At 60.5% G+C, this 13,999-nt stretch carries 13 protein-coding genes; 4 read left to right on the forward strand and 9 right to left on the reverse strand.

From position 1 onward, the window contains the following. Window positions 1-11: 11 nt before the first annotated feature. From ACWTU9_RS06530 to ACWTU9_RS06545, 4 genes are all read right to left on the reverse strand, one after another. Complete coding sequence (locus ACWTU9_RS06530; RefSeq protein WP_455857594.1) at window positions 12-704, reverse strand: ABC transporter permease; 693 nt, start codon at window positions 702-704, stop codon at window positions 12-14. Continuing rightward, entirely contained in the window at window positions 701-1,414 is a 714-nt protein-coding gene (locus ACWTU9_RS06535) for an ABC transporter permease (RefSeq protein WP_455857595.1), read from the reverse strand. The genes ACWTU9_RS06530 and ACWTU9_RS06535 overlap by 4 nt, the downstream gene beginning before the upstream one ends. Before the next feature lie 71 nt (window positions 1,415-1,485). Next, window positions 1,486-2,337 carry a transporter substrate-binding domain-containing protein gene (locus ACWTU9_RS06540; protein WP_455857596.1) on the reverse strand — a complete coding sequence of 284 codons (852 nt, stop codon included), beginning with the start codon at window positions 2,335-2,337 and terminating at the stop codon, window positions 1,486-1,488. 91 nt (window positions 2,338-2,428) lie between these two features. Further along, entirely contained in the window at window positions 2,429-3,091 is a 663-nt protein-coding gene (locus ACWTU9_RS06545) for a GntR family transcriptional regulator (protein WP_455857597.1), read from the reverse strand. 321 nt (window positions 3,092-3,412) lie between these two features. On the opposite strand from ACWTU9_RS06545, the gene ACWTU9_RS06550 reads away from it, so the two are divergent. From ACWTU9_RS06550 to ACWTU9_RS06565, 4 genes are all read left to right on the forward strand, one after another. Then, window positions 3,413-4,312 carry a LysR family transcriptional regulator gene (locus tag ACWTU9_RS06550; RefSeq protein ID WP_455857598.1) on the forward strand — a complete coding sequence of 300 codons (900 nt, stop codon included), beginning with the start codon at window positions 3,413-3,415 and terminating at the stop codon, window positions 4,310-4,312. A gap of 163 nt (window positions 4,313-4,475) precedes the next feature. After that, window positions 4,476-6,848 (forward strand): aminotransferase class III-fold pyridoxal phosphate-dependent enzyme, encoded by a 2,373-nt coding sequence (locus ACWTU9_RS06555; protein ID WP_455857599.1) that lies wholly within the window; start codon window positions 4,476-4,478, stop codon window positions 6,846-6,848. Window positions 6,849-7,032: 184 nt separating this feature from the next. Further along, on the forward strand, window positions 7,033-8,097 hold the full coding sequence (locus tag ACWTU9_RS06560) for a polyamine ABC transporter substrate-binding protein (RefSeq protein ID WP_455857933.1): 1,065 nt from the start codon (window positions 7,033-7,035) through the stop codon (window positions 8,095-8,097). Between the two features lie 194 nt (window positions 8,098-8,291). Then, window positions 8,292-9,263, forward strand: a complete 972-nt coding sequence (locus ACWTU9_RS06565; RefSeq protein WP_455857600.1) for an acetylxylan esterase — start codon at window positions 8,292-8,294, stop codon at window positions 9,261-9,263. Window positions 9,264-9,396: 133 nt separating this feature from the next. On the opposite strand, the gene ACWTU9_RS06570 is transcribed toward ACWTU9_RS06565, so the two are convergent. From ACWTU9_RS06570 to ACWTU9_RS06590, 5 genes are all read right to left on the reverse strand, one after another. Continuing rightward, window positions 9,397-9,561 carry a hypothetical protein gene (locus tag ACWTU9_RS06570; RefSeq protein WP_455857601.1) on the reverse strand — a complete coding sequence of 55 codons (165 nt, stop codon included), beginning with the start codon at window positions 9,559-9,561 and terminating at the stop codon, window positions 9,397-9,399. Beyond that, entirely contained in the window at window positions 9,558-10,613 is a 1,056-nt protein-coding gene (locus ACWTU9_RS06575) for an ABC transporter ATP-binding protein (protein ID WP_455857602.1), read from the reverse strand. Before ACWTU9_RS06575 ends, ACWTU9_RS06570 begins: the two co-directional genes overlap by 4 nt. 11 nt (window positions 10,614-10,624) lie before the next feature. After that, complete coding sequence (locus ACWTU9_RS06580) at window positions 10,625-11,458, reverse strand: carbohydrate ABC transporter permease (RefSeq protein ID WP_454586116.1); 834 nt, start codon at window positions 11,456-11,458, stop codon at window positions 10,625-10,627. A 10-nt stretch (window positions 11,459-11,468) separates the two neighbouring features. Next, window positions 11,469-12,398: a carbohydrate ABC transporter permease gene (locus ACWTU9_RS06585; RefSeq protein ID WP_455857603.1), complete on the reverse strand. Its 930-nt coding sequence runs from the start codon at window positions 12,396-12,398 to the stop codon at window positions 11,469-11,471. A 66-nt stretch (window positions 12,399-12,464) separates the two neighbouring features. Beyond that, window positions 12,465-13,847: an ABC transporter substrate-binding protein gene (locus ACWTU9_RS06590; protein ID WP_455857604.1), complete on the reverse strand. Its 1,383-nt coding sequence runs from the start codon at window positions 13,845-13,847 to the stop codon at window positions 12,465-12,467. Between the last annotated feature and the right edge of the window lie 152 nt (window positions 13,848-13,999).

Below are 13,999 nucleotides of genomic sequence, written 5' to 3' on the forward strand. Positions count from 1 at the left end.
CCGGTCATGTTTCATGCACGGACCCGATAGGGCGTCAGCCAGGTCTCCAGGGCATTCAGGGCCGAGATGATCGTGAAATTGATGGTGAGGTAAATCGCGCCGGCAGCCACGAAAACTTCCACCGCGCGATAGGTCTGAGAAATCAGCCCCTGGGCGATGCCCGTCACTTCCATCAGGGTGACGATCGATGCGAGCGACGTACCCTTCACCATGAGGATGATCTCGTTGCTGTAGCTTGGAATGGCTTGGCGCAGCGCCAAAGGCAGAACGAGGAGGCGCAGTGTCTGGATTCTTGTCATCCCGAAGGCGGAAGCGGCCTCGACCAGGCCGCGCGGCACGCCTTGTATTGCACCCCGCAGGATCTCGCTGCCATACGCAGCGGTATTGAGACTGAGTGCGATAATGGCGCACCAATAGGGCTCGCGAAACACCCACCAGAGCCCAACGGTCTGAAGCGTGGGACGGAACTGGCCGAGGCCGTAATAGATGAGGAATATCTGGACAAGCAATGGCGTGCCGCGAAAGACTGCGACGAAGGCGCGTATGGGCCAGACCAGCATCCGATGGTTTCCCTGCTGCGCCAGTGCGAGCAACAGGGCCAAGGCAAAGCCCATTGCGATCGACAGCCCCGCAAGCTGCAAGGTCAGCGGCAAGCCGGAGAGAAGGGTTGGAATGATCTCGACAAAGAAATGCAGGTCGATCATGCGTGGACCATGCCTCGCCACGCTCGTGCCTCGCCGTAGCGGAAGACCGATCCGGTCACCGCGGCGATGAGGAAATACAGCGCCGCAGCCGCCAGGTAAAAGACGAAGGGCTCCCTCATCGATCCTGCGCCGATCTGAGATTGCCGCATCAATTCCACGAGACCGATCACGGAGATCAAGGCTGAATCCTTGAGCACGAGTTGCCAGACATTTCCGAGCCCCGGCAGGGCGTGCCGCATCAATTGTGGTATGATGACGAGGCGTAGCGATTGGAACCGGGACAGGCCCAAAGCCTTGCAGGCCTCGAACTGGCCGGAATCGACGGCGAGATATGCTCCGCGATAGACCTCGGCTTGATAGGCGCCCGAAATGATGCCGATTGCCAGGACGCCGGTCGCAAATGTCGGGAGTCCGACGAAGCCGGCGCTCCCGAAGAATTTTCCGATCTCGGTCAAGGCGATGCTGCCGCCATAGTAAAGCAGGTAGATCGTCAACAGATCGGGCACGCCCCTGAAAACCGTGCCATAGGCCTTGGCGACCCATGACGGTAAAGATCTCGCGGAGAGCCGGCCCCCCGCAGCCATTGCGCCGAAGAGGGCGCCGAGCAGGAAGCCGAGGGCCGACAGCGCAAACGTCACGCCTGCTGCCAAGAGCAGCGCGCCGCCCCAGCCGCCCTTGCCCAGGGACAGGAGATGGAGAGTGTCGGTCATGTGAAACCTGGTTGATCGGTGGGCGTCCGGCCGATCGGCCGACGCCGACCGGCCGAACAGGTCCCAAGTGGCTACTTGACCGGCGTCACGTCCGTTTTCACCCATTTTTCCGAGATGCTCTTGATGGTGCCGTCGGCGATCGCGGCGCTGATCGCGTCGTTAAGCATCTGCTTGAGCTTGGTGTCTTCCTTCCTCAGGCCCGCACCGGTTCCGGCGCCGAACAGGCCGCCGACAAAGCCCGGCCCCGCTACCGTGAAGCCCGCGAATTCGGGTTTTGCGAGCGTCGCGGCGAGCGCCGTCTTCTGAGCGAATATCGCATCGATGCGGCCCGCGGCCAGATCGAGATCATGCTGCTCAGTCGTCTTGTACTCGCGGATCTCCACCGTGTCGCCGAAGTATTTCTTGACGAATTCGAGCATGGCTGTGGCCGCCTGGACGCCGACCACCTTGCCCTTCAGCAATGGCTTCAACTTTTCGATCGCGGCCTTGGAAGCAGCCTCATCGTCCAGTTTGAATTTCTCGGTCGAAGCGCCGAGCTTCCCCAGGTCGCTATCCTTGGCGGCTGCGAAACCACCGGGGTCGATCGCATAAGGCTGGGTGAAGTCGATGGTCTCGAGGCGCTTCGGTGTGATGAACATGCCGGCCATGATCACATCGAACTTGCCGACCTTCAGCGAAGGAATAAGTCCGTCCCAATCCTGAGCGATGATGGTGCATTTGATCTTCATCCGCTCGCAAAGATTGTTGGCGAGATCGATCTCCAGTCCGTCGAGCTTGCCGTCGGCGTTGGTGAAGTTCCATGGAGCGTAGGCGCCCTCCGTGGCGATGGTTATGGACTTGGGCGCGTCCTCGGCCAACGCTGTGTGCATGAAGCCGAACATGCTGAGTGCGGCCGCAACTGCGGCCAAACGATTGAATTTCATTTGGTTCCCCTTTTTTTGATAGGCTGATTGAACTGCTCCCACGCCCGGCCGCATTGCCGGTTCGAGGCCATTCCTGCCCGGCCGGCTTTCGTCACCGGCTGGGACTCACGAACTCGGCCAACAGCGGTGCCGTGCCGAGAATATGTTCCTGCATCACCCTTTCCGCGTGAAGTTGGTCGCCTGAACGCAAGGCCGCGATCACGGCGGCATGCTCCTCGCGCGCAGAATGCGGTTTGTGAGCGTCATCGAACCAAATCCGCATGTATGGCTCTATCACCACGTGCAGCGCCGAGATCTGGTGGATGAGCTTGGGCCTTCCGCTAAGCGCACAGATTCGGCCATGGAATTCCTGATGGCGGGCCACCCAGTCGCTGCTGCCGGTCTGGCCTGCGCGTTCCATGCGATCGAGCAGGCGCTCGAACTCTTCGAGCTCCTCCTCGTCGATCCGTGGCATCGCCAGTCTGACGGCCAGTCCCTCCAGAACCGAACGTATCTCGAAGATCTCGTAAAGCTCATCAACCGTGAGGCCAGCGACGACACATCCCCGATTGGGGCGCAGGACCACCAGGCCGTCGGAAGCCAGGCGCCGAAAGGCTTCCCGGACCGGCATGCGGCTCATGCCGATCTCGGCGGCGATCTCCTCGGGAATGAGCCTCTCGCCCGGCTTGTAGCGACCGACGCGGAGGGCTCGCTGAATGTGCCTGTACGCTTCTTCCTCCGCTGTGGCGGACATCTCTGGAAAGCTCGCCGGCATGGGGCCTCAAAAAGTATTTTTGTATCCACGTATCATCAAATCCGCATTTTGATGGATCGTCAATACCCCGGTGACACGGCGACGACCGCATGGAAATCCGATAGCCGCACGCCTTCCTATCCCCGTGTCAAAGCATTCAAGATTCATGCTGGGATCCCGACTGCAATCGAGCTGGGAGGCTCGTTCGGTCGCGCGGAAGGACCTGCAAGAATCCGTCGGGGTCGCTCGCTACAGGCTTCGCGTCAACGTCGTTCCCCAACGCGGGCAGGCACACTATGTGGGCTGAATTGCCTTCCCTCGCGTTTGGTGCAATCTGCCGTCATGAAGATATCGGGCTCCGATCTCCATCTTTTTCGTGTCTTTGAAAGCGTGGCCCGCAATGGCGGAATGTCCGCAGCGCAGATGGAGCTGTCGCTTAGCCAACCGACGGTCTCCAATCATCTGACCGCTCTCGAACAGCGCCTTGGCGTCAAATTGTGTGAAAGGGGGCGCCGTGGATTCGCGCTGACGGAAGAGGGGCGCAGGGTTTACCAGATCAGTATGGAGATCACCGGGATGCTGGACGCCAACTCGGCCCGGCTTTCCTGCCTCAGAAGCGTTCTGGCGGGAAAGGTCGAGGTTGGTATCGTCGACTGCATGGCGACCGACCCAAGTTTCAGAATTGCCGACGCGATTGCCGAACTCTCCAAAGCCGCACCGGAAATCGAGTTGAACCTCAAGATCATGCGGCCCAACGATATCACCAAGGCAGTAGCCGAGGGCGATATAGACATTGGAATTGGCGGCTCCGACATAAAGGTCGCGAGCGTTCAATACCAGATCATCTACCAGGAAGAGCATGCGGTCTTCTGCGGATCGGCGCACCCGTTGTTTCGCCTGAAAGACGAGGCGATCACGAATGCGGAATGCTACGGCCATCCCTGGGTGCACAGGGGCTACTGGTCTGGGCTCCGGCGACATGGCTTCGACGGCTCGGCGGCAAACCGGCTAACCCTCGATATAGAGGCGCAGCTGTTGATGGTTCTCTCGGGCACCTATCTAGGGGTCCTGCCTGTCCATTATGCCGGCCTGTTCGAACGGCAGGGGCGTCTGCGCCGGCTCCCCATGACCGATGAAGTCTATTTCGCCGATATTGAGGTCGCCACGCGCGCCGGCGAACAGGCTGCCAACATCGGCTACGTCCGCGATGCCATCATCAAGGCGCACTCCATGCATTTGTGAAAATCAATGTATGGGTTCCCGGAATGATATTCCTGCCGTGCTGGCCGAGGTCTAGGCTTTCTTACGGCAGGCGGTTCGCAGGTTAACACCCCCGGCGGTTGTCTTGGCCGAAATGTCCACAAACGGCTTGGCCGGCGCGTCGGCGTTGCTTCAGAGGAACCGAATGAGCCCCGACAACCAGCTGCTTCGCAACCTTCCCGATTTTTCGCTGCAAGCGACAAGGTGTCTGGTCGCTGCCCGATACGGGATCGAGGGGGCATATCGCCAACTGGCTTCCGAGCGGGATCTATCCTGGCGCATCGAAGGCGCCGATGGCCGCGACGTGGTGGTCAAGATATCGAATGTCAGCGAGCCCGAAGGCGTGGTGGATATGCAGGTCAAGGCCCTGAACCACATCTTCGCGCGCGATCCGGCCCTGCCCGTGCCCCGCATCGTTCTCTCCCTCGCCGGAAATCTCTATGAGTGGATCGAGGACGAACGTGGCTCCCGGCACATGGTGCGGGTGCTGACCTTCCTGCCGGGCAAGGTCATGGAGCAGGTCGAGGAAGCGTTTTCCCCGCGCACCCGCTTCAACACAGGCGCCATGGTGGGACGTCTCGCCCACGCGCTGCGGGATTTCTTCCATCCATACGCCGACAGCAATCTGCACCTCTGGGACCTCTCGCGCGCCCTGGTCCTGCGTCCTCAGATAGCCAGTGTTTCCGATCCTGGGCTTCGACAGCTATGCTTGGAAATCTTCGAGCGCGCCGAACGCTTTACCATCCCTCAATTGCTGAAAACGCGCCGGCAAGTCGTCCATCAGGATTCCCATGGCGGCAACGTCCTTGTCGATCCCAACGACAGCACATCGCCGGTCGGCATCATCGATTTTGGCGATATCGGCTACAATTCCATCGTTGCGGACATTGTGACGGCTTGCGAGACATTCTCGAAATCCGATGATGATCCGATCGCCTACCTCTGCGATGTGGCGTCGGGTTTCGATTCGACATATCCGCTCGAAGAAAATGAGATCGATGTCATTTTCGACGCGATGCTCCTGCGCCTCGCACTGGCCACCGTGATCGTCGAGGCGAGGGAAGCCACGATTGAATCCGGCATTCCCCATATCGAAAACGCCGGCCAATACCCTCGAATGATGGAGTTGCTGAGCCGGCAGGGGCGCGCAGAGGCGGTGCGCCGGCTTCGACAGGCGTGCCGGTTTCCGGTCTATCATCCAACGAACGGCGGCGGGCCCCTCGCACAGGACTATGACTGGGTGAAGCATGAGCGTGACGCCCATCTTGGTCCGATATGGCATTTCTACAAGCAGCCCCTGCACATCACGCGCGCTCAGGGGGCCTGGATGTACGCCGCCGACGGGACGGCTTATCTCGACGTCTACAACAACGTCCCCCAAATTGGTCATTGTCACCCGCACGTGGCGAGGGCCATATACCGCCAGGCCAGCGCGTTGAATACCAACACGCGATACATGTGCGACACGGCGGTCGAGTATGCGGCGCGATTGACCGCCGATCTGCCTGATCATCTTGACACCTGCATCTTCGTCAATTCAGGCAGCGAAGCCAACGATCTGGCGATGCAGATTGCCATGTCGCTCAGCGGGCATGACGGTGGTCTGATCATTGACCAGGCCTACCATGGATGCACCGAACTCACGACGGCGCTCTCCAATGAAAGCTGGCGTCACTTGCCCGCCGGCGAGCATCCCAGGCAGATCGAGACCTTGATTGCCCCGGATATGTACAGGGGCCCTTTCGCCAACGACCCGCAGGCAGCTGCAAACTACGCTGCGGATGCCGACCGGGCGATAGCCGCCTTGCGCGCCAGAGGGCACAGGCCGGCGGCATTCATGGTCGACACGGCCTTGTGCTCGAGCGGCGTGCTGCGGGCGCCTGACGACTATTTCAATCTCGTCGCGAGAACCGTCCGGTCGGCGGGCGGATTCGTCATCGCCGACGAGGTGCAGGCCGGCTGCGGCCGCATGGGAACCTTCTGGGGGTTCAGGGCGAACGGGCTCTGCGACGACAATGTCGACTTCGTGACGATGGGCAAACCAGTCGGAAATGGCCATCCGCTCGGCGTCGTCATCCTCGGTTCGACACTTATGAAGCGGTTCCTCGACGGCACCTATCCACTGTTGTTCAGCACATTCGGCGGCAACACCGTCGCATGCGCGGCGGGCATGGCTGTGCTCGACGTCATTGAGCGAGAAGAGCTGATCAAGCGGGGCGCTGCCATCGGAGATTATCTGCGGCAGGAGCTTAGGCGTCTGGCTGAACGGCACGCCATCATTGGCGACGTACGCGGACTTGGAATGATGACTGGCGTTGAACTGGTGACGGATCGTCTCACAAAGGAACCGGCCCCGGCAGAAACCGAGCGGCTTGTTGAAGACATGCTTGCCCGCAACATCCTCATAGGGAAAGGCACGTCTAACACCCTCAAGCTACGCCCGCCACTGATCTGGTCGCGAAACGAGGTCGACATTTTCGTCAGCGCTTTTGACGACAGCTTGAGAGGACAGCAATGAACCCTGCCAGGGAATTACCTGGAATAACTGACAAGCTGGCCTTCAGACAATCGGGAACGATCGTCAGGTCAATAATGCTCTCATTGCCCTCGAGAATGGAGCAGCAGACCTGCCAGCAGAATGGCAGGCCGGATCAAACAGGAGAATCTGCATGAAAAAACAGCTACTCGGACTGGCTATCACGATGACGGCTGCCTTGTTTTCCGGAGGTGTCTCGTTGGCGCAGGACAAGGTCGTCAACGTCTACAACTGGTCTGATTATATCGACAGTTCCATCCTTGAGGATTTCACCAAGGAGACCGGCATCAAGGTCGTCTACGACACCTTCGATTCGAACGAAATTCTTGAGACCAAGCTGCTTGCCGGCGGGTCCGGCTATGACGTGGTGGTTACAACCGGACCTTTTCTGGCAAGGCAGATTCAGGCCGGAGTATTCCAGAAGCTCGACAAATCCAAACTGCCGAATCTGAAGAACATGTGGCCCGAGGTGATGGCGCGCCTGGCCAAATACGATCCTGGTAACGAATATGCCGTCAACTACATGTGGGGCACGACCGGCATCGGCTATAATGTCGACAAGGTGAAGGCAGCACTCGGCGACATGCCGATCGGCAGCTGGGATGTGCTCTTCAAGCCGGAGAATGCGGCCAAACTGAAGGACTGCGGCATCAATATCGTCGATGCGCCGGAGGAGACTATGGCCATTGCCATGAACTATCTCGGCAAGGACGGCGACAGCAAGAAGAAAGAGGATCTCGAAGCTGGCGGTGACATTTACACGAAAATCCGGCCCTACGTCCGCACCTTCAACTCCTCTGCCTACATCAACGACCTGGCGAATGGCGATAAATGCATCAGCATCGGCTGGTCGGGTGACGTGCTGCAGGCCAAGAACCGGGCCAAGGAAGGCAACAACGGGGTCAAGGTCGAATACCTCATCCCGAAGGAGGGCACCTACATGTGGTTCGACAATCTGGCTATTCCTGCCGACGCCAGGCATGTCGATGAGGCGCACGCCTTCATCAACTACCTGATGCGGCCGGAAGTCATCGCCAAGTCAACCAACTATGTCCAAACCGCCAACGGCAACCTCGCCTCGCAGAAGTTCATCGACGAGGGAGTGCTGAAGAACCCGTCGGTCTATCCGACGCAGGAAACGCTCAAGAAGCTTTTCACGATTTCTTCGTATGGGTCCAAGGAGCAGCGCGTCCTCACCCGTCTCTGGACCCAGATCAAGACTGGCAGCTAAACGGCACATGGATGGGCGGTCACTGGCCTATTTTTTGGCGCCCCCCCTGGCGAAGGTCTGCCGCCATCTTATGGCCGTGCGCGAAAGAATGGCGGGGGATGCGGTCGTCCGTTGGACCGGTAACGCGCAAATCCACGCTCGCGTGCGGAGCGATACATCGCCAATTTTGCTTCTAATTCAACTGCGAGGAACAAATGCCATTCCAAGATCTGATCCAGCCTGAACTAGGCGCCTATGTCAGCAAAGTGGCCACGCCAGGCGACTTTGCCCAGTTCTGGGCCTCGACCATCGCCGAGGCCCGCGACGCCGGCGGCGAGGTTCGCATCGTTCCGGAACAGACAACGCTGAAGGCGGTCCAGTCTTTCGACGTCACCTTTCCAGGATTTGGCGGCCATCCGATCAAAGGGTGGCTGATCCTGCCGACGCGTCATGAGGGGCGGCTTCCTCTTGTCGTGCAGTATATCGGCTATGGCGGCGGGCGCGGCTTGGCACATGAGCAACTGCACTGGGCGGCGTCAGGATTTGCTTATTTTCGAATGGATACACGCGGGCAGGGAAGCGACTACAGCGTAGGCGAGACTGCCGATCCGGTCGGCTCGACCTTTTCGTTTCCCGGCTTTATGACGCGTGGCGTCCTGGACAAGAATGACTACTATTACCGGCGCGTGTTCACCGATGCTGTGAGGGCGATAGATGCTCTCCTAGGGCTGGACTTCATCGATCCCGAGCGCATCGCGGTTTGCGGTGACAGTCAGGGCGGCGGCATCTCGCTCGCCGTCGGCGGGATTGATCCGCGCGTCAAGGCCGTAATGGCCGACGTGCCATTTCTCTGCGACTTTCCGCGCGCTTTGGGGACTGCCTTGCGCGATCCCTATTTGGAGATCGTCCGTTTCCTGGCGCAGCATCGCGAGAAGAAGGCGAAAGTCTTTGAAACGCTCGGCTATTTCGACTGCGTCAACTTTGCCCGGCAGTCCCAGGCGGCGGCGCTGTTTTCCGTGGCCCTGATGGATGAAGTCTGCCCGCCTTCCACAGTCTACGGCGCATTCAATGCGTATGCGGGCGAAAAAACCATGATCGAGTATGAATTCAACAATCATGAAGGTGGGCAAGGCTACCAGGAAAGCCGGCAAATGGAGTGGCTCGGCAACCGGTTCGGTGTCGACTGAAACCGAGGATGGTTCGGGCCGGTGCAACCATCCAACTCAGTGGAACGTGGCTCGCTCTACAAACCGCTTAAGCGATGATCGTCACCGACAGCCGTCTTGATCGGGCTGGACGCCTACTCTCCGGAGCATGTTCCTAAAACCAGATCAACCAGACAAGCTGCAGGACGACCAGAGCGATGGCGTCCCAGAAAATGAGCTCGCCGGTCGAGAACCAGCGCCTCGACCGGTTGAAGCTGTAGAACAGCCGCCAGACCAGAGCGGCGGCGGCCAACGGCGCCAGAGCGAGCAGCGTGCTCACGGCAGCCGCGCTCCCGACACCGCATCGAACGTGTGCAGCGCTGCCGGCGGAAAGCGCAGATGCAGCGGTTGGCCAGGGTGGTAGGCGCGATCGTCATTCACTGTCCTGACGATCAACGCATTTGCCTCGCTCTTGGCGAAGATCAGCACGTCCGGCTCGACCGGTTCGACGACGTCGACGGCAAATAGGATCGCATCGCCGGCAGACGCGTCGACAAGCTGAACCTGTTCCGGGCGGATGCCTAGGACGATGGGACCGTCGGGCCGGCCCGGCAAAGGGCAGGCAAAGCCGCTGGCATGGAAGATGCCGCCGCGGACATCGCCCTCGAACGTGTTCATCGCCGGACGGCCGATGAATTCGGCGATGAACCGGTTGGCCGGCCGCCGGTAGATTTCGCGCGGGTCGTCGTACTGGATCAGTGCGCCTTCGCGCAGCACCGCGACCCTGGTCGCCAGCGTCATCGCCTCTTCCTGGTCATGGGTGACGAAGACGAAGGTCTTTTTCAACTCTCGATGCAGGCGCTTCAGCTCGGTGCGCATGTGGAGCCGCAGCAAGGCGTCGAGGTTGGACAGCGGCTCGTCCATCAGGCAAAGGCTGGGCTGCCAGACCAGCGCGCGGGCCACTGCGACACGCTGCGCCTGGCCGCCCGACAATTGCGAAGGACGGCGGTCGAGGTAACGCGTGATTTCGAGAAGCTCGGCCATGGCGCGCACGAAGCGGTCGAGCTCGGCGGCCGGCATTTTTCGGATGCGCAAGGGATAGGCGATGTTCTCGTAGACGCTCTTGTGGCTGTAGAGCGCGTAGTTCTGGAACACCATGCCCATGCCGCGCAGGCGTGGCGGCAGGTCGGTGACATCGCGGCCTTCGACCATGATACGGCCGGCGGTCGGACGTTCAAGGCCGGCAAGCAGCCGGCAGGCTGTGGTCTTGCCGGAGCCCGAGGGGCCGAGCAGCACGAGGAATTCGCCGGGCTCGAAAGCGAGGTCGAGCGCCTGCAGCGCCACCGTTCCGTCCGGGAAGGCCTTGGTGACGCCGTCGAAAACAATTGCCATGCAAGATCCCTTCAACCCTTGACCGCGCCGAAGGTCAGGCCGCGGACGAGCTGTTTCTGGACAAGGAAAGTGAAAAGCACGATCGGTAGCGTCGCCACGATGGCGACCGCCGCGACCTGTCCCCACAGCGTGCCATGCGGCGTCACCAGTCCGGGTATGCCGACGGTGAGCGGGCGCCCGTCGAAGGCGACGAGGATGAAGGCATAGAGGAACTCGTTCCACGACAGGATGAAGCACAGCACCGCCGTCGCGCCGATGCCCGGCGCGGCCAGCGGTGCGACAACGAAGAAGAAGGCGCCGAGCCGCGAGCGGCCGTCCATCATCGCCGCCTCGTCGATCTCCCTGGGGATTTCGGCAAAGAAGCCGCGCATCATCCAGACGACGAGCGACAGGTTGAAGGAGGTGTGGGCGATCACCACGGCATAGATGGTGTCGATCAGGCCAAGCGAGGTGAAGAACAGGAACAGCGGCACGGCGATCGAGATCGGTGGCGCCATGCGCGTCGTCAGAAAGAAGAAGAAAAGGTCTTCCTTTCCGGGAAAATCGGAGCGGGCGAAGCCATAGGCTGCCGGCGCACCGATGAGGATGCAAAGTACCGTCGACGACACCGAAATCAGCACCGAATTGATCGCCAGCGGCCAGTATTCCTTGTCGATGAAGACGGCCGGATAGTTGGCGAGCGTCGGCGCGAAGCTCCATTTAGGCACCGACGACAACAGGTCGACGCGGTTCTTGAACGAGGCCAGCACCATCCAGACGTAAGGCGTCAAGGCGACCACGACGGCGACGAGCAGCACGGCCCAGGCAAGGCTTTTCCAGGCGCGATTGGTGGACTGGTCGATCATCGCCGCGCCCTCAAAACGCCGCCGCCGGCTTGCGGCTCGACCAGTAGACGGCCTTGTAGAAGACCGAGCACAGGATCAGCACGACGAGATAGATCATGAAGGCGACCGCGGCGCCGTAGCCGAGGTCCCAGTTGCGGAAGTTGACGCGGTAGGCATAGATCGACACCAGCTCGGTCAACGTTCCCGGACCGCCGCCAGTCATCAAAAACACCTTGTCGAATTCCTTGAAGGCATCGATGCCGCGCAAGAGCAGCACCAGCGCTATGACCGGCCGCAGCAGCGGCAGCATGACGTCGCGAAAAATCTGGAACGGTTTTGCGCCGTCCATCATCGCCGCCTCGAACGGCGCGCGCGGCAGGCTCATCATGCCGGCCAGCATGATGAGGGTGACGAAAGGTGTCCACTGCCAGACGTCAATGGCGACGATGGTCGGAAAGACGAGGTCGGGTGCCGAAAGCACCGCCGCGTTCTGCGCCAGCAGGCCGACCTTGCGCATGTAGAAGGTGAGCATGCCGAAATCGCCCTGCAGAAGCAGGCGCCAGATCAGCCCGACGGCGACCGGCGCAATCATCATCGGGATGAGCAGCAGCGTGGTCAAAAGCCGCTGGCTGGCGACGAAGCGGAAGATCAGGAAGGCCAGCGCGAAGCCGAGCAGGAATTCGAGGCCTACGGCGATGAGGACGAATTTCAGCGTTAGCAGGAACGACGCCCAGAAGAACGGATCGTTGCGCATCAGCTTGCGGAAATTGTCGAAGCCGACAAACGCGCCGGAATGGCTGGCATCGGCGAAACTGAGGTCGGTCAACGCGGTATAGACCATGTAGTAGAACGGGCCGACCAGGAAGACGACGACAAGCAGCGTCGCCGGCAGCATCAGAAGCGGTCCACCCCCACGGTCGAGAAGCGGCATTCCGCGCGGCGATGGAGTGCGGTTCGTCACGGGCATTTCCTGCGGACAAGAATGGCTACCCGCTTGTGCGGGTAGCCTCTGCGCGACATTCGAGACCTATCGTGCCGGATAGGTCATGGGTGCGCAAGAACCGAGCAATGTCGAGATATCGGTGGCGGCGGTGTCCAGGGCAGCCTGCGCTTCCTTCTCGCCGGCGAGATAGGACGACAGCTCGCGCACCAGTATGTCGGTCATCTCGGCCGATTGCGGCAGTGTCGCCTTCGGCACCGCATGCTCGTTGGCCTCCATCGAGGCCTTGGCATAGGGCAGCTTCTGCACCTCCGCCGAAGCATAGACATCGGGTCGGCCGGAAGCGCCGCCATTGAGATGCTGTTCGAGCTGGCGGTCATAACCCATCATCCACTGGACGAAGAGGAAGGCGGCCTGCTGGTTCTTCGAATAGACTGGGATCAGATAGGTCCAACCCTCGACCTGGCCGATCTTGCCGCCTTCGCCTTGCGGCACGAGGTCGAAGCCGACCTTGCCGACGACGGTGGAGGCCGTCGTGTCGACCGACACGGCATAGGTGGCGTCGTTCCACATGATCAGCTCGGCGACCTTGGCCTGCTGCATCAGCGCCATGACGTCGTCCCAGAAATAGTTGAGGCTGTCCGGCGGCGAGAATTGCAGCAGGCTCTTGTAATATTCGAGCGAGGCGACGGCCTTGGGGCTGTTGACGATGACCGGGCCGCAGGCCGAGCCGCTCTTCACGTCGAGCACGTCGCCGCCGAAGGAATAGAGGAAGTTGAGCCACTCGTACCACAGCGCCTCATGACGCTTGCCCTGCAGGGCAGTGCCGTAAAAGCCCTGGTCGGGGCGGTAGAACCATTCGGCGATGTCGCGATACTGCTTCCAGTCCTTGGCGGGCGCCAGGTCGTAGCCATACTTGGCCTTGAAGCCGGCCTGCTCCTTGGGATCGGCGAGCAGGTCCGAGCGATACCACATGAACATGTTGAGCACGGTGAAGGGGAAGCCGTACTCCTTGCCGTCATACCAGGAGATCTCGTGCCAGGCAGTCTGGTAGAGCTGCTTTTCCGGCTCGAAGGTCGGATCGCGCAAAGCCGGGTCGGCCATCATCTTGGCGATTTCGATCAGATGGTTGTTGGTGGCGAACTTGCCGAGCTCGCGGTGCGGCTGGATGATGACGTCGTAACGGCCGCGGTGCGAATTGAGATCGAGCTGCACCTTGTTGACGGCTTCCGAATGCTCGTACATCTCGACTTCGACATGGATGCCCGTCTGCTTTTCAAACTCCGGCGCCATCTTCTTCAGCGCTTCGAGCGGCGGCAGCGCCTCGCCGACCATGCGGATGGTCTGGCCGCTGTAGGGCTTCGACGCCTCCTTCAGGTCCCACGCAGCAGCCTGTGTGATTTGCCACATAAGGGCGGCGACGACGAGCAGTCCGGATGCGGTACTCCCACGTCTCAGCGGCTTGAGCATTCTTCCCTCTCCCTAGAAGTCGTGCCTGGCGGGCCGGCGCCCGTTCTGTCATAAAATGTGTGGTACTGCAAATTAAAATGTGGCACCTTGCAACAAATGGTTGGAAGATGTTAACAGACCGGCAGTAAACCGGCTTTCCCGACCAGGCGAGG

It is taken from the genome of Mesorhizobium sp. 128a (genome assembly GCF_053848025.1).